Annotated in this window: 19 protein-coding genes and 1 pseudogene; 14 read left to right on the forward strand and 6 right to left on the reverse strand. The window is 66.2% G+C overall.

Annotation, left to right across the window (positions count from 1 at the left end):
- From A5686_RS20035 to A5686_RS20050, 5 genes are all read left to right on the forward strand, one after another.
- On the forward strand, positions 1-364 hold a 364-nt coding region (locus A5686_RS20035), incomplete at its 5' end, for a pyrroline-5-carboxylate reductase (protein WP_304528448.1).
- 138 nt (positions 365-502) lie between these two features.
- Positions 503-754: a cell division/environmental response transcriptional regulator gene (locus A5686_RS20040; protein WP_066992137.1), complete on the forward strand. Its 252-nt coding sequence runs from the start codon at positions 503-505 to the stop codon at positions 752-754.
- Between the two features lie 146 nt (positions 755-900).
- Positions 901-1002, forward strand: coding sequence for a 30S ribosomal protein bS22 (locus A5686_RS26870; protein WP_003402602.1), 102 nt, complete (start codon positions 901-903; stop codon positions 1000-1002).
- A gap of 50 nt (positions 1003-1052) precedes the next feature.
- Complete coding sequence (locus A5686_RS20045) at positions 1053-2180, forward strand: SDR family oxidoreductase (RefSeq protein WP_067937908.1); 1128 nt, start codon at positions 1053-1055, stop codon at positions 2178-2180.
- Positions 2162-3250: a lysophospholipid acyltransferase family protein gene (locus A5686_RS20050; protein WP_197520650.1), complete on the forward strand. Its 1089-nt coding sequence runs from the start codon at positions 2162-2164 to the stop codon at positions 3248-3250. Before A5686_RS20045 ends, A5686_RS20050 begins: the two co-directional genes overlap by 19 nt.
- Before the next feature lie 59 nt (positions 3251-3309).
- Here A5686_RS20050 and A5686_RS20055 read toward each other — a convergent pair whose 3' ends face one another.
- The 5 genes and pseudogenes from A5686_RS20055 to A5686_RS20075 all read right to left on the reverse strand — a co-directional run bounded on the left by A5686_RS20055 (position 3310) and on the right by A5686_RS20075 (position 6467).
- Positions 3310-4236: a cyclopropane mycolic acid synthase family methyltransferase gene (locus tag A5686_RS20055; RefSeq protein ID WP_067937913.1), complete on the reverse strand. Its 927-nt coding sequence runs from the start codon at positions 4234-4236 to the stop codon at positions 3310-3312.
- Positions 4237-4758 (reverse strand): MaoC family dehydratase N-terminal domain-containing protein, encoded by a 522-nt coding sequence (locus A5686_RS20060; protein ID WP_067937952.1) that lies wholly within the window; start codon positions 4756-4758, stop codon positions 4237-4239.
- Between the two features lie 43 nt (positions 4759-4801).
- A complete protein-coding gene (locus A5686_RS20065) occupies positions 4802-5710 on the reverse strand; it encodes an HAD family phosphatase (RefSeq protein WP_067937915.1) in 909 nt (302 codons plus the stop codon).
- Positions 5711-5870: 160 nt separating this feature from the next.
- On the reverse strand, positions 5871-6110 hold the full coding sequence (locus A5686_RS20070) for a secretion protein (protein WP_067937918.1): 240 nt from the start codon (positions 6108-6110) through the stop codon (positions 5871-5873).
- Positions 6111-6157: 47 nt separating this feature from the next.
- Positions 6158-6467: pseudogene (locus A5686_RS20075) on the reverse strand (WXG100 family type VII secretion target).
- 58 nt (positions 6468-6525) lie between these two features.
- Here A5686_RS20075 and A5686_RS20080 point away from each other — a divergent pair.
- The 7 genes from A5686_RS20080 (at position 6526) to A5686_RS20110 (ending at position 12891) form a co-directional block, all read left to right on the forward strand.
- Positions 6526-6792, forward strand: coding sequence for a glutaredoxin family protein (locus tag A5686_RS20080; RefSeq protein WP_067937954.1), 267 nt, complete (start codon positions 6526-6528; stop codon positions 6790-6792).
- Positions 6793-6917: 125 nt separating this feature from the next.
- Positions 6918-8288, forward strand: coding sequence for a glutamyl-tRNA reductase (locus A5686_RS20085; protein ID WP_067937920.1), 1371 nt, complete (start codon positions 6918-6920; stop codon positions 8286-8288).
- 13 nt (positions 8289-8301) lie between these two features.
- A complete protein-coding gene (gene hemC, locus A5686_RS20090) occupies positions 8302-9249 on the forward strand; it encodes a hydroxymethylbilane synthase (RefSeq protein WP_067937955.1) in 948 nt (315 codons plus the stop codon).
- A gap of 23 nt (positions 9250-9272) precedes the next feature.
- On the forward strand, positions 9273-10931 hold the full coding sequence (locus A5686_RS20095) for a uroporphyrinogen-III synthase (RefSeq protein WP_067937922.1): 1659 nt from the start codon (positions 9273-9275) through the stop codon (positions 10929-10931).
- A gap of 160 nt (positions 10932-11091) precedes the next feature.
- Positions 11092-12075, forward strand: coding sequence for a porphobilinogen synthase (hemB, locus tag A5686_RS20100; protein ID WP_082947722.1), 984 nt, complete (start codon positions 11092-11094; stop codon positions 12073-12075).
- Between the two features lie 13 nt (positions 12076-12088).
- Positions 12089-12634 carry a DUF3093 domain-containing protein gene (locus tag A5686_RS20105; RefSeq protein WP_067937959.1) on the forward strand — a complete coding sequence of 182 codons (546 nt, stop codon included), beginning with the start codon at positions 12089-12091 and terminating at the stop codon, positions 12632-12634.
- Entirely contained in the window at positions 12631-12891 is a 261-nt protein-coding gene (locus A5686_RS20110; protein ID WP_067937924.1) for a hypothetical protein, read from the forward strand. Before A5686_RS20105 ends, A5686_RS20110 begins: the two co-directional genes overlap by 4 nt.
- Here the strand turns inward: A5686_RS20110 and A5686_RS20115 are convergent.
- Positions 12875-13315: an STAS domain-containing protein gene (locus tag A5686_RS20115; protein ID WP_067937927.1), complete on the reverse strand. Its 441-nt coding sequence runs from the start codon at positions 13313-13315 to the stop codon at positions 12875-12877. The two genes, A5686_RS20110 and A5686_RS20115, sit on opposite strands and share 17 nt — an antisense overlap.
- A 363-nt stretch (positions 13316-13678) precedes the next feature.
- Here A5686_RS20115 and A5686_RS20120 point away from each other — a divergent pair, with 363 nt between their 5' ends.
- Positions 13679-14914 carry an acyltransferase gene (locus A5686_RS20120; protein ID WP_067937929.1) on the forward strand — a complete coding sequence of 412 codons (1236 nt, stop codon included), beginning with the start codon at positions 13679-13681 and terminating at the stop codon, positions 14912-14914.
- Between the two features lie 90 nt (positions 14915-15004).
- The gene (locus tag A5686_RS20125; RefSeq protein WP_067937931.1) at positions 15005-15691 is read left to right on the forward strand and encodes a GDSL lipase; all 687 of its coding nucleotides are present in this window, start codon (positions 15005-15007) and stop codon (positions 15689-15691) included.
- Positions 15692-15924: the final 233 nt, after the last annotated feature.

The raw sequence follows: 15924 nt of genomic DNA on the forward strand, positions 1-15924 counted from the left end.
CACCGCGCTGTCAGGCTCGGGGCCGGCGTATTTCTTCTTGCTGGTCGAGGCTTTGATCGACGCGGGCGTCGCCGCGGGCCTGAGCCGCGAGGTGGCCGCCGACCTGACTGCGCAGACCATGGCGGGCTCGGCGGCCATGCTGCTCGAGCGCACGGACGCCGATCGGCGGCTGGGCGAGGCCGAGGCGCCGGTACCGCGGGCCGATGCCGCGGCGACGCAGCTCAGGGCGACGGTGACCTCGCCCGGCGGTACCACCGCGGCCGCCCTGCGTGAGCTGGAAAGAGGGGGCCTGCGCGCGGCCGTCGACGCGGCCGTTCAGGCCGCCAAAATGCGCTCTGAGCAGCTAAGAATTACATCAGAGTAAGCAAAGTTTTTTGAACTGATTGTCCCCCACCAGTACCAGTAACCCCATTAGTCCCGCTATTCTCCTCTTGTAAGCACGTGTGGGTGCCAGCGGAGGGGAAGCCGCTGGCATGCGCGTGCCTGACACGATTGGGTTGCGATGACGTCTAGTAACGGGCCATCAGCGCGAGATGCTGCAGGTAAGCCACGGGATGCCAGTTCCGTCGATCAGGGCAGGACGCAGTTTCTCACCGTCGCTGAGGTAGCGGCGTTGATGCGGGTCTCAAAGATGACCGTGTACCGGCTGGTGCACAACGGCGAGCTCCCCGCGGTCCGGGTGGGCCGGTCCTTCCGGGTGCACGCCAAGGCCGTCCACGACATGCTCGAGACGTCCTACTTCGACGCCGGCTGACCCTGAAATGTGCCGCCAGCGGGCGGCACCCAGGCTCCGTGGGTACGCGGCGATCGGCCGATGCCGGTTTGGTGTTCGATGCGTTGCGCCGGGTAAAGTGTCCGGGTCCAATCTTTGAAGCAGGCCACGGTCAGATAGCGGAGTTCATGGGTTCAGTAATCAAGAAGCGGCGCAAGCGTATGTCGAAGAAGAAGCACCGCAAGCTGCTGCGTCGCACCCGGGTGCAGCGCAGAAAACTCGGTAAGTAACCCGCTCGCGGCACACTGCCTTCGCCTCTCCTGGCCGCTAGGCTGTTCGAGTGGGTCCGTCGAACGGGGATGACGCCAAACCAGGCGACAATGCAGGCAATACCGTGCATTACCCAAAAGTCGTTCTCGTCACAGGTGCATGCCGCTTTCTGGGCGGCTACCTGACGGCTCGGCTCGCGCAGAATCCGATGATCAACGCGGTGATCGCGGTCGACGCGATCGCCCCGAGTAAGGACATGCTGCGCCGGATGGGGCGCGCGGAGTTCGTCCGGGCCGACATCCGGAATCCCTTCATAGCCAAGGTGATTCGCAACGGCGACGTGGACACGGTGGTGCACGCGGCGGCCGCGTCGTACGCGCCGCGATCCGGCGGCACCGCGGCGTTGAAAGAGATCAACGTGATGGGCGCGATGCAACTGTTCGCGGCCTGCCAGAAGGCACCCTCGGTGCGACGGGTCGTGCTCAAGTCGACGTCCGAGGTGTACGGCTCGAGCGCGCACGACCCGGTGATGTTCACCGAGGACAGCACCAGCCGTCGACCGTTCCGCGACGGTTTCGCCAAAGACAGCCTCGACATCGAGGCGTATGCGCGCGGCTTGGGACGGCGCCGTCCCGACATCGCCGTGACGATCCTGCGGCTGGCCAATATGATCGGTCCCGCGATGGACACCACGCTGTCGCGTTATCTAGCTGGGCCTTTGGTGCCGACGATGTTCGGCCGCGACGCACGCCTGCAGTTGCTGCACGAGCAGGATGCACTCGGTGCGCTGGAGCGCGCGGCGATGGCCGGCAAGGCGGGAACGTTCAACATCGGCGCCGACGGCATCATCATGCTGTCGCAGGCGATTCGGCGCGCCGGCCGGATTCCCTTGCCAGTACCGAGTTTCGGCGTTTGGGCCCTGGATTCGTTACGCCGCGCCAATCGCTACAACGAGATCAGCCGCGATCAGTTTGATTATTTGAGTTACGGCCGGGTCATGGACACCACCCGGATGCGTTCGGAGCTCGGCTACCAGCCGAAATGGTCGACGGCGGAGGCGTTTGACGACTACGTACGCGGCCGCAGCCTGACTCCCATTATCGACCCACTTCGGGTACGCTCCTGGGAGGTACGCGCGATATCCCTAGCTCAGCGCTGGGGTAGCCGAAATCCAATTCCGTGGGGTGGGGTCAGGTAGGTATCGTGGCGGGCGAAAACAGAGCGAATGTCATTCCACTGCACACGAATCGGGGTCGGGTAGCAGCGCGTCGCAGAGCGGATCAACGGGCGGAGTCTTCTCGCCAGCATCCGTCCATACTTTCTGATCCGAGCGGCCAGGCATCAGCGGAGCAAATCGCCGCGGTGGTTCGGGAAATCGACGAGCACCGCCGAGCCGGCGGGACGCCGTCCGCCGACGCACCCCTGAATGACCTGGCGCAGCGGGTCGCCTCGGTTGCCGGATTCCTCCGCCAGCGGCTCACCGGCGATTACAGCGTCGACGAGTTCGGCTTCGACCCGCACTTCAACAGCGCGATAGTTCGGCCGTTGCTGCGGGTGTTCTTCCGATCCTGGTTCCGGGTGGAGGTGAGCGGGATCGAGAACCTGCCGGCCGACGGCGCAGCGCTGGTGGTCGCCAACCACGCCGGTGTGCTGCCGTTTGACGGGCTGATGCTGTCGGTCGCGGTGCACGATGAGCATCCCGCGCAGCGGGACATGCGGCTGCTGGCCGCCGACATGGTGTTCGATCTGCCCGTGGTGGGAGAGACGGCTCGCAAGGCCGGCCACACGATGGCCTGCACGACGGACGCGCACCGGTTGCTCGCCGCCGGCGAGCTCACCGCGGTGTTCCCGGAGGGCTACAAAGGGCTGGGCAAGCGCTTCGAGGACCGTTACCGGCTGCAGCGATTCGGACGTGGTGGATTCGTCACGGCAGCGCTGCGGGCGAAGGCGCCGATCATTCCTTGCTCGATCATCGGGTCCGAAGAGATCTACCCGATGCTGACCGACGTCAAGTTGCTGGCGCGGCTGTTCGGGCTGCCGTATTTCCCCATCACGCCGCTGTTTCCGCTGGCCGGACCCATGGGCCTGGTGCCGCTACCGTCGAAGTGGCGCATCGCCTTCGGTGAGCCGATCCACACCGACGACTACTCAGCCTCCGACGCCGACGACCCGATGGTCACCTTCGAGCTGACCGACCAGGTGCGGGAAACGATCCAGCAGACGCTGTATCGGCTGCTGGCCGGCCGGCGCAACATCTTCTTCGGCTGAACTGACCAAAAGGAAACGCCACCGCGGGAATCCGCGGTGGCGTTGATTCCTTGAGGCGGCTACTTGACCATCGTGAACTGGCAGACGTTGGTGTAGCCGTCGCGGAACAGCTCCGAGCAGCCCCGCAAGTACTTCAGGTAGATGTCGTAGGTCTCCTGCCCCTTCAGGGCGATCGCCTCGTCCTGGTGCGCCTCGAGGGCATTACCCCAGGCGGTCAGCGTCGGAACATAGTTCTTGCCGATGAAGTGGTGGCGCTCGATCTTGAAACCGGCGTCAGTTGCGTACTTGTCGACCAAGTCGACCTGGGGCAACTTTCCGCCCGGGTAGATCTCCTTCAATATGAAGCTGATGAACCGCAGCAGGGTCATGTTCACCTGCAGCCCGAGCTTTTTGCCCTCCTCGGCGGTGGGCACCACGATCGAGTGGAGCAGCATGCGGCCATCGTCCGGCAGCAGGTCGTAGTACTTCTTGAAGAAGCTCGCGTAGCGCTCGTACCCGGCGTCACCGGCGCCGTCGGCGAAATGCTCGAACGCGCCCAGCGACACGATGCGGTCGATCGGTTCGTCGGGGAATTCCTCCCAACCCTGGATGCGCACGTCCTTGCGGCGGGGGCTGTCCATTTTTTCGAACTCCGCCACGCAGTGGGCGTACTGGTTCTCGCTCAGCGTCAGGCCGATGACGTTGACGTCGTACTCGGCCACCGCGTGCCGCATGGTCGAGCCCCAGCCGCTGCCGATGTCCAGCAGCGTCATGCCGGGCTCGAGGTTGAGCTTGTCCAGTGCGAGCTTGCGCTTGGCGTACTGGGCCTCTTCCAGCGTCTTCGTCAGATTCTGCGGGTCCGGGTTCTCGTCGAAGTAAGCGCAGCTGTAGGTCATCGACGGGTCGAGCCACAGCTTGAAGAACTCGTTCGACTTGTCGTAGTGCGACCGGACTTTCTCGACCGGCGGCTTGAGCTGCGTGCTCCCCGTTTCCCGCTGTAAAGACATCTACAACGCCCCTAACTTTCCTGCAGATATGGATGCAACTGCTGCGGCCGTAGCTTCGACGTCCGCTTGGTTTGAAGACTCTCCCAACATCGTGACGACACTTGTGACGATCGGGTTCCCATCCACGTCTGTCACTTCGCTGCGGATCTCCACAAGCACGGTGCCGTGGGACTCAATCACCGAGTCGAGGTAAGTGTCGAAATACAGCCTATCGTGGGCCAGGATCGGGCGGTGGAACTTGAACTTCTGGTCGCGGTGGATCACCCGGGCGATGTTGATCGGGATGCTGAACTTGGTGAAGATCTCCAGCTGCACACGGCGTCCTGCGATCGCGAGGAACGTCAGCGGCGCCACCATGTCCGGGTACCCGGCTTTCGCCGATTCACTCTCGTCGAAGTGCGCCGGGTGGTCGTCTTTGATCGCCATCGCGAACTCTCTGATCTTCTCGCGGCCGACCTCGAAGTAATCCGGTGCGCGGTAATGGCTGCCGATGAGTCCTTCGGCTTCCTTGGGGACCGTCATGGCGTATGCCTTCCGCTCGATTGTCTCTGCGCGGCGCAGCCTATCAGCGCGATTGCCGTCGGGAAGCCAGCGCGGCCAGCGCCCCACCGGCTGCGCCCAGGGCCAACGCCGAGGGGACCCCGATCCGGGCCGCTTTGCGAGCGGTGCGGAAGTCGCGAATCTCCCAGCCGCGCTCCCGGGCCAGGGCGCGCAGGCGGGCGTCGGGATTGATGGCGACCGCGGTGCCCACCAGCGACAGCATGGGCACGTCGTTGAAGCTGTCCGAGTAGGCCGTGCAGCGTTTCAGGTTGAGGCCCTCGCGAATTGCCAGCGACCGCACGGCGTGAGCCTTACCGGTGCCGTGCAGTATGTCCCCGACCAGCCTGCCGGTGAAGACGCCGTCGACGGACTCCGCGACCGTGCCCAGGGCGCCCGTCAGGCCGAGCCGTCGCGCGATGGTCGCGGCCAGTTCGTAGGGCGTGGCGGTGATTAACCAGACCTGCTGGCCGGCGTCCAGATGCATCTGCGTGAGTTCGCGGGTGCCGGGCCAGATCTTGTCGGCGATGATCTCGTCGTAGATCTCCTCGCCCAGGGCGACCAGCTCTTCGACCGATCGGCCCTCGATGAAGGCGAGGGCCTTGCGTCGCCCGGCGGCGACGTCGTTGCTGTTTTCGGTCCCGAGGATCTGGAACTTGGCCTGCGCGTAGATGAATCCGATCACATCGCGATAGGTGAAGTAGTTGCGCGTGGCCAGCCCGCGGCCGAAATGCACCGCCGACGAACCCTGCACGAGCGTGTTGTCCACGTCGAAGAACGCCGCGGCGGTCAGGTCGATCGGGGGCTGGGGACGGTCCTGCGAGGCGGCGGCTTCCTGCATGCCCTCGATCGCGCGGGCGGCACTGGCGTCAGCGGCCAGCGACTCCAGGTCGACGTGACCGGTGTGGTCTGCGTTGGCCGGGCCTGAGGAAGTCATCGTCAAACCTCCTAGATCGCTGTATTGCCTGGCGACCCAGCGGGTGCCCGATCACCAACCCTATCGGGCAGATGGCGTGGGCGTCGGTGTGTCCGGGCCTGGTGAAAGAGTTCGCCGGGTCACAGCTTCCGGCGCGACGGAATCACGACCACATACGGAATCACGACCACCACATACGGAGATTCGTCGACACCGCACCCGTGTAGTGGCCGTGCGCGCTCGTGGCCGCCTTCTGCAGTTGCACCAGCGCTTGGCGCATCATCGCCTCGCCGCGCGCCCAGTGCCGATGCGCCTCGGCGTGAGCCGCCGCGCCATCACCCGTCCGCGGTGTGTGAAAATACGTTGCGCGAGAATCGATTTCGGTAATTCTTCCTTCGGCGTAGCGCTGAAACACTGCCATGCGCCGCACCGCGCCGGCCAACGCCTGGGGATCAATTCGAAAACGCCTCAGCCACCACGCACCAGCCGCTCAGCTGCGCGGAGCCGGTTTCGGTGCGCTGATATGCCCCACCGGCCTGGTCCACCAGCTGCGACAGCATCGACAACCCGAGCTCTACCTCGCGGGCTCCGTGATGCCACAGTTCCCACGCGGATCCGTAGGCGGTGCCCGCCGCCCCGTGCCAGCCTCCCAACACCCTGACCCACCCGATCATCGAGCCAGGACAGCTCAACCGAAAACTCCTTGGCCGCACCGCCGAGCGAGACGGCGAAGCCCTGCAGTCACGGCGGGATCGGCCCGCACCGTTTCGTCGGCCATCGTCGGACATAACGCCTGGTAGATGGCCGCACAAGTCACCGATGCGACACTGGTGGCCATGACTGAGACCGGCCGGCCCCAGGTGGAGCTGTTGACCCGCGACGGGTGCTCCATCTGCGAGCGCGTGCACGCCCGGTTGGTCGAATTGGCCGACGAGTTGGGCTTCACGCTGTCGATGACCGACGTCGACGCCGCCGCTGCGGCGGGAAACACCGCGCTGCGGGCCGAGTTCGGCGACCGGCTGCCCGTAGTCCTGCTCGACGGCCGTGAACACAGCTACTGGGACATCGATGAGGCCCGGCTGCGGGCCGACCTTGGTCGCTGACCCGACGTGCACTGCGCGGCCGGTGAGCGCCGAGCATTTATTTGGTAGCCCAGCTGATAAACGTTTACCGTGGACAGCAGTTCAATTACTGGAGGAAGCAAGGGAGCTGGCCAGGTGATGCTGCCGTGAGCGTCTTGCTCTTCGGGGTTTCGCACCGCAGTGCGCCGGTCTCCGTCTTGGAACAACTCAGCATCGACGAGTCCGATCAGGGCAAGATCGTCGATCGGGTGTTGCAGTCGTCACTGGTGACCGAGGCGATGGTGCTGTCGACATGCAACCGGGTCGAGGTCTACGCGGTGGTGGACGCGTTCCACGGCGGGTTGGCGGTGATCGGGCAGGTGCTGTCGGAACACTCCGGGATGTCGATGGCCGACCTCACCAAATACGCGTACGTCCGGTACAGCGAGGCCGCCGTCGAGCACCTGTTCGCGGTCGCCAGCGGCCTGGATTCCGCCGTGATCGGCGAGCAGCAGGTGCTCGGCCAGGTCCGTCGCGCCTACGCCACCGCCGAGACCAACCGCACCGTCGGGCGGATATTGCACGAGCTGGCCCAGCGGGCCCTGTCGGTGGGCAAGCGGGTGCACTCCGAAACTGCCATCGACGCCGCCGGCGCCTCGGTGGTGTCCGTCGCACTCAACATGGCCGAACGCCGCCTGGGCACACTGTCGGGCAAGACCGCGGTCCTGGTCGGCGCCGGAGCGATGGGTGCCCTGTCCGCCGGGCACCTCTGCCGTGCCGGCGTCGCGCGCGTGCACGTCGTGAACCGGTCGCTGTCCCGGGGCCAGCGTCTGGTCCGCAAGATTCGCGACGCCGGTGTGCAGGCTGACGCCGTGCCCTTGGAGCGCCTGGCCGACACCCTGGCCGGTGCCGACGTCGTCGTCAGCTGTACCGGAGCGGTAATGCCGGTGGTCTCGCTGGCCGACGTTCACCACGCGCTGGCCGCCGCGCACCGCGACGAAGAGACCGACCCACTGTTGATCTGCGACCTGGGCATGCCGCGCGACGTCGACCCGGCGGTGGCCGGGCTGCCCGGCGTCTGGGTCGTCGATGTGGACCGTGTGCAGCACGAGCCCTCGGCCCACGCCGCGGCCGCGGACGTCGACGCCGCCCGCACCATCGTCGCCACCGAGGTTGCTGCCTATCTCGCCGGACAGCGAATGGCCGAGGTCACGCCGACTGTCACGGCGTTGCGCCAACGCGCCGCCGATGTTGTCGAGGCGGAACTGCTCCGCCTCGACAACCGGCTGCCTGGGCTCGAGAGCGCCCAGCGCGAAGAGGTGGCCCGCACCGTGCGACGGGTGGTGGACAAGCTGCTGCACGCGCCGACCGTGCGGATCAAACAGCTAGCCAGCGCCCCCGGCGGTGACAGCTATGCCGAGGCGCTACGCGAACTCTTCGAACTCGACCAGACCGCCGTCGACGCCGTGGCTGCGGGCGAATTACCAGTCATTGCAAACGGATTCGACGCGGGTATGCCGCAGCAAACTGCCGAGTAGGCGATTGGCGAACGTGATCCGGATAGGCACCCGGGGCAGTCTGCTGGCCACCACCCAGGCCGGGGTCGTCAGAGACGCTTTGATCGCGCTGGGACACCCCGCGGAGCTGGTGACGATCAGCACGGCCGGCGACCGCTCGTCGGCGCCCATCGAGTCCCTCGGGGTGGGGGTCTTCACCACCGCACTGCGCGAGGCCATGTTGGAGGGCCGTGTCGACGCCGCGGTGCACTCCCACAAGGACCTGCCGACCGCCGACGATCCTAGGTTTGCTGTAGCGGCCATACCGGTGCGCAACGACCCGCGTGACGCCGTGGTCGCGCGGGATGGACTGGTGCTCGCGGAGTTGCCGCCCGGTTCGCTGGTGGGCACCTCGTCACCGCGGCGGGCCGCACAGCTTAGAGCATTGGGTCTCGGTTTGGAAATCCGCCCCCTACGAGGCAACCTAGATACCAGGTTGAACAGGGTAAGCAGTGGTGATCTCGACGCGATCGTGGTAGCCCGGGCGGGACTCGCCCGGATCGGTCGCCTCGACGACGTCACCGAGACGCTAGAGCCGGTGCAGATGTTGCCAGCACCGGCTCAGGGTGCGCTCGCCGTCGAATGCCTTGCCGGCGATAGCCGGTTGGAGGCAGTGCTGGCGGAACTAGACGACGCCGACACGCGTGCGTCGGTCACCGCTGAGCGAGCCCTGCTGGCCGAACTGGAGGCCGGTTGCTCGGCACCGGTGGGCGCGATCGCCGAAGTCGTCGAGTCCATCGATGAGGAGGGCCGGATCTTCGAAGAGCTGTCGCTGCGCGGTTGCGTGGCGGCGCTGGACGGGTCCGATGTGATCCGCGCGTCCGGCATCGGGAGTCCCGGTCAGGCACGAGAGCTCGGGCTTTCGGTGGCCGCGGAACTGTTCGAGCTGGGCGCCCGAGAACTGATGAGCGAAGCGCGGCAAGACCCTGCGCGAGGAAAGTAAATGCGAGTTACGTGGGAGCGACAATGACGACGCGAGGGCGTAAGCCGACACCGGGCCGCATCACCTACGTGGGCTCCGGCCCGGGTGACCCGGGATTGCTGACGACCCGGGCCGCCGCGGTGCTGGCGAACGCCGCTTTGGTGTTCACCGATCCTGACGTGCCCGAGCCGGTGCTGGCCCTGATTGGCAAAGACCTGCCACCGGTTTCCGGCCCGGCGCCTGCCGACGCGGCCGCCACGAACGGCGACGCCGGTGCCGGCCAGGGTAAGGCGCAGCCGGTGGTGATCACCGGCGGTCCCGACATCCGCCCCGCGCTGGGCGACCCCGCCGAGGTGGCCAAGACGCTGACCGCCGAGGCGCGGACGGGTGTCGACGTGGTGCGGTTGGTGGCCGGTGACCCGCTGACGGTCGATGCGGTCATCACCGAGGTCAACGCCATCGCGCGGAGCCACCTGCACATCGAGATCGTGCCCGGGCTGGCCCCCAGCGATGCCGTCCCGACGTACGCGGGGTTGCCGTTGGGCTCCTCGCACACGGTCGCCGACGTGCGCGGTGACGTGGACTGGGAGGCGCTGGCCGCGGCGCCCGGTCCGCTGATTCTGCAGGCCACGTCGTCGCATCTGGCTGACGCCGCGCGCACCCTGATCGAGCACGAGCTGGCCGAGAACACCCCGTGTGTGGTGACCGCGCACGGCACCACCTGTCAGCAGCGTTCCATCGAAACCACGCTGCACGGCTTGACCGATTCGGCGGTGCTGGGCGGTGCCGACCCCGCCGGTCCGTTGACCGGCCCCCTGGTGGTGACCATCGGCAAGACGGTGGCCAGCCGGGCGAAGCTGAACTGGTGGGAGAGCCGTGCGCTGTACGGCTGGACCGTGTTGGTGCCGCGCACCAAGGACCAGGCCGGCGAGATGAGCGAGCGCCTGACCTCCTACGGTGCGCTGCCGATCGAGGTCCCGACCATCGCCGTCGAGCCGCCGCGCAGCCCAGCCCAAATGGAGAGGGCCGTCAAGGGATTGGTCGATGGCCGCTTCCAATGGGTGGTGTTCACCTCCACGAATGCGGTGCGCGCGGTGTGGGAGAAATTCGGCGAGTTCGGTCTGGACGCGCGCGCATTCTCCGGAGTGAAGATCGCGTGTGTGGGCGAGTCAACCGCCGACCGGGTCCGGGCATTCGGGATCAGCCCCGAACTGGTGCCGGCCGGAGAACAGTCCTCATTGGGTCTGCTCGACGACTTCCCGCCCTACGACAGCATTTTCGACCCGGTCAACCGGGTCCTGCTGCCGCGCGCCGACATCGCCACCGAGACGCTGGCCGAGGGTCTGCGCGAACGTGGCTGGGAGATCGAGGATGTCACCGCCTACCGGACGGTTCGGGCCGCCCCGCCGCCGGCGGAAACTCGGGAGATGATCAAGACCGGAGGCTTCGACGCGGTGTGCTTCACGTCCAGCTCCACGGTGCGAAACCTGGTCGGCATCGCCGGCAAGCCGCACGCACGGACGATCATCGCCTGCATCGGTCCCAAGACCGCCGAGACCGCAGCCGAATTCGGTCTGCGGGTGGATGTCCAGCCCGAGACCGCCGCGGTTGGTCCGCTGGTCGACGCCCTGGCCGAACACGCCGCGCGGTTGCGCGCCGAGGGTGCGCTGCCGCCGCCGCGTAAAAAGAGCCGCAGGCGCTAGTGGCGATCGCAAGCGCGGCGTGGCCGGGCGCGGCGGGTCGCCACCATGATGTTGTGGCGATCGCAAGCGCGGCGTGGCCGGGCGCGGCGGGTCGCCACCATGATGTTGTGGCGATCGCAAGCGCGCTGGAGCGCGCGCGGCGGGTCGCCACTCAACGAGCATGAGTGCCTATCCGCGGCAGCGCCCGCGTCGGCTTCGCACCACCCCGGCACTGCGTCGTCTGGTGGCGCAAACATCTTTGGAGCCAAGGCATTTGGTGCTGCCGATGTTCGTTGCCGACGGCATCGACGAACCGCGGCCGATCACTTCCATGCCAGGCGTGGTGCAGCACACCCGTGATTCGTTGCGCAGGGCGGCCGCCGGTGCCGTCGCGGCCGGGGTGGGCGGGCTGATGCTGTTCGGCGTGCCCCGTGACGAGGACAAGGATTCGCTCGGGTCGGCCGGGACCGATCCCGATGGCATTCTCAATGTCGCCCTGCGGGACCTGGCCAAGGACCTCGGCGAGGCCACGGTATTGATGGCCGACACCTGCCTGGACGAGTTCACCGACCACGGACACTGCGGCGTCCTCGACGCCCGCGGCCGGGTCGACAACGACGCCACCGTGGCCCGGTATGTGGAACTTGCTGTGGCTCAAGCAGAATCGGGCGCTCACTTGGTGGGGCCGAGTGGCATGATGGATGGACAGGTGGGCGCGATCCGCGACGGATTGGACGCCTCGGGCTTCATCGACGTGGCGATCCTGGCCTACGCCGCCAAGTTCGCCTCGGTGTTCTACGGCCCGTTCCGTGAGGCGGTCAGTTCCAGCCTCTCCGGTGACCGGCGCACCTATCAGCAGGAGGCCGGCAACGGCCGAGAGGCGCTGCGCGAGATCGAGCTCGATCTGGACGAGGGCGCCGACATCGTGATGATCAAGCCGGCGATGAGCTATCTCGACGTGGTCGCGGCCGCGGCGGACGTTTCGCCCGTTCCCGTCGCCGCGTATCAAGTGTCTGGTGAGTACGCGATGATATGCGCTGCGGCCGCGAACAATTGGATTGACGAGCGCACCGCGGCGTTGGAGTCACTGACCAGCATCCGGCGCGCCGGAGCCGATATCGTTCTCACCTATTGGGCCGCCGATGCGGCAGGGTGGCTCTCGTGAGATGGGGCTTGCGATGACTACCGACAGCGCCACCGCGCCCAAGCCGTTGTTCTACGAACCCGGCGCCAGCTGGTGGTGGTTGGCGTGCGGCCCGGGCGCGGCGGTGGCCATGGTCCTGATCGAGATTTGGAGCGGTGCCCCGGTTTCGCTGGTGGTGCCCGCGATCTTTTTGGTGCTCGTATCGACGTTCCTGGGAATACAGGTGAAGGCCGCGCGGATCCACGTTTCGGTCGAGCTCACCGAAGACGCCCTGCGCCAGGGCACCGAAACAATCCTGGTTCGTGAAATCGTCAAGGTGTATCCCGAGCCCGACAACCACGAAGCCTCTGAGCAAGAGGTGGCGAGGTGGCAGTCGGCCCGGGCGCTCGGCGAGCTGGTCGGAGTGCCACGCGGGCGTGTCGGCATCGGTCTCAAACTCACGAACCAGCGCACGGCCCAGGCCTGGGCGCGTCGCCATCGTCAGTTGCGGGCGGCGCTGACCCCACTGGTCCAGGAGCGGGTGGAGCCCACGCGATCGATCGACGGAGACCGGGACGACGACGCCGGGACGGCTCAGTGAACGCCCGCTACCGCGCGACACTCGAATTGGGCCTGGCCTGTGTCGCGCTCATCTGCTCGGGGCTGACCTGGTGGCACTCGCATCACACGGTGATCGTGGCACCCATCGCGAACGGGCAGCCGTCCACCACGTCGCTGACCTACGACCCGCAGTTGCTATTGCTGACGCTGGTGCTGTTGACCAGCGCCGGGGTGCTTGCGGTGATCGGGACTGCCAGGCTGCGTCGCGCGCAATCGCGATCTACAACGTCTTCCTGACCAGCGGCAGCGTCATCCGACGGCGGAGCGCGATGGCATCAGCCCGATCCTGCAGCGCCTCGTGAACCGAGCGCATGATCGGAAAACTGCTGTCATGGCCGGCGTCATCCAGCACCTGGGTCACCGCTGAGCTGGCAACCAGCATCCAATCCACCCCCGCGGCGCGACAATGAGCGTCGAACGCGTGCAGCAGCGAGATGCCGGCCTCAGCAAATCCGCTGACGTCGGCCACGTCGAGCACCACAGGGTTTTCTCCGAGGGTGAAACGCGCAATGTGATCGCTAATGCGGCCGACATTTCCATCGTTTATTTCGCCGCGGATGTGCACGACCGTCGCCAGGTGGCGATGGTGCGCCCTGACCTGTGCGCCCTCGCAGTCAAATACGCAATTGTCGTGGCCAGTCCGGCTGCCTGCGATCGTCATGCAGACCCCTCACTCTCCGTGGCGCTAGCGCTATCTTCGGGAGCTTGATCGCCCACCAAAGAACGTTGTCGACGCTATGCCCCAAGCATAAGGAGACCGGAAGCCGTGTCTAACGCTTTGCTAAGAAACATTTGTTGGGCCGCCGGAATATGTCGCGGAGCAAACGCCCAGCGGGAAATCGGGCAAATGGATTACCCCGGAACCCCGTGTGCCACACCACTACCGTCCCAGCATGCCGGTGATTGCGCTGCTAGGCTGCCAGGGCTGCCGGTTGCTGGTCGGGGCGCTGGTGAATTACCGAGATTTCCCAATCAATCGAAGTAGCAAGAGACGAAACAGCAGGATTCGGACGGGAAGAGCGGCGTGCGGGGCGGAGAAATCAGGGGCGAGATCACGGCCCTGACGGGGCTCCGTATCGTCGCCGCGCTCTGGGTGGTGCTCTTCCACTTCCGGCCGATGCTCGGCGATGTGTCAACCGATTTCCGCGACGCCCTCGCGCCGGTGCTCAATTGCGGCGCCCAGGGCGTCGACCTCTTCTTCATCCTCAGCGGGTTCGTCCTGACGTACAACTATCTGGACCGCATGGGCCGGTCGTGGTCAACCCGCGCGACCCTGCATTTTCTCTGGCTGCGACTGGCCCGGGTGTGGCCCGTGTATTTGGTGACCTTGCACCTCGCCGCCGTGTGGGTGATCTTCACCCTGCACGTAGGTCATGTGCCCTCGCCGGATGCCGCCCAGTTGAGTGCGATCAGCTACGTGCGCCAAGTCCTCTTGGTGCAGTTGTGGTTCGTGCCGTTCTTCGACGACTCGAGCTGGGACGGGCCCGCCTGGTCGATCAGCGCGGAATGGCTCGCGTATGTGCTCTTCGCCGTCCTGGTGCTGGTCCTGTTACGGATGAAGCAGGCGACCCGGGCGCGAAGTCTGATGGTCCTGGCGTTCGCGGCATCGCTGCCGCCGGTGGTGATGTTGCTCGCCAGCGGCCACTTCTACACACCGTGGAGTTGGCTGCCGCGAATCGTCACGCAGTTCACGGCGGGAGCACTGGCCTGCGCTGCGGTACGCAGGCTCCGGCTGAGCGATCGTGGCCGCCGCGTCGCCGGATACATCTCCCTGCTTCTGCTGACCGCAATGGTGGGCGTGCTGTATTGGTTTGGCGCCCACCCGATATCGGGAGTGGTGGAGAACGACAGCGGCGGGGTGGTCGACGTGTTGTTCGTTCCGCTGGTGATTTCGCTGGCGATCGGGCTCGGCAGCCTGCCACGCGTGCTGTCTGCCCGGGTGATGGTGTACGGCGGCAAGATCTCGTTCTGCCTGTACATGGTGCATGAGCTGGTGCACACCGCCTGGGGCTGGGCCGTGGAGCAATTCGAGCTCAACACCCTGGATAACCCGTGGAAATGGAACGTCATCGGCCTGCTTGTGATTGCCGTGCTCGCCTCGGTGCTGTTGTATCACGGCGTCGAAGAGCCGGCGCGCCGGTGGATGCGCAAGATGGTCGATGTCAGAGCCGTCAATGCGACGAGCGAGCCGGCCGAGTCGAACAGTAAGCTGCATCCGATCGACCGTCCGCTGGAAGCGGTTTCGGCCCGCGCGGTGTGATGGCCGCCTCAGCGGCCGGCCGCGACTCTCGGGGAATACTTGGTGAGGACGCGGCGGCACCCAACGATGCCGTTGACAGTGGAGGTGAGAGTGAGTCGTCTGGCCACCTTTCTCATTGGGTTGAGTTTTCTGGCGGGCATCGGCATCGCATATCCGGCACAGGTGCGCACCTACGAGACACTGACTCTTGACTTCCGGCTGAATCATGTCGCAGTGGTGGGGGATTCGTACACCACCGGGACCAGTGAAGGAGGGGTGGGATCGAGATCCTGGCCGTCGCGCGCCTGGCAGGTGCTGGGGTCGCGGGGTTCGCGAATCTCAGGCAGCGTGGCGGCCGAAGGCAGAGCCGGTTACGCCACGCCGGGCGACCACGGCAGTGTCTTCGAGGATCTGACCGCCAGGGCGGTCCAGCCCGACGATGCGCTGGTGGTGTTTTTCGGCTCCCGCAACGACCAGGGCGTCGATCCCGGGACGTTGACCGTAAAGACCAACGCCGCTTTGGCTCTGGCGCGCCGGCTGGCGCCCGCGGCGCGGTTGCTGGTGATCGGACCGCCATGGCCGACCGCCGAGGTGCCGCCATCGATGTTTCTGATTCGCGACATCCTCGGCGGCGCGGCCGGGGCGGCCGGGGCGACGTTCATCGACCCGATCGCCGAGCACTGGTTCATCGGCCGACCCGACCTGATCGGTGCCGATGGCGTGCATCCGAATGACGCGGGGCATCAGTACATGGCGGACAAGATCGCGCCGCTCATCCGTACGCAGCTGTCGACCTGACCTCAGGTGCGCCGGGTGGCTCCCCGGGCGAGCTGAACCCGTGACGACACAGCGAGTTTGGCGGAGAGATGGGGGCTCAGTCGTCCGCGTGGCGCTCGTAGTCCCAGCGCTCCAGGCGGTCCTGCACGTGGAGCAAGCCGATTCCGGCGACGGGAGCGGCTACTGCGACGCAGACCAGCAATAGCGGTGACATGACCCTAAAACCTCCAAAAACCCTTCACTGATCTGACGTT

The sequence above is a fragment of the Mycobacterium sp. E2479 genome (assembly GCF_001667925.1).
GTDB lineage: Bacteria > Actinomycetota > Actinomycetes > Mycobacteriales > Mycobacteriaceae > Mycobacterium.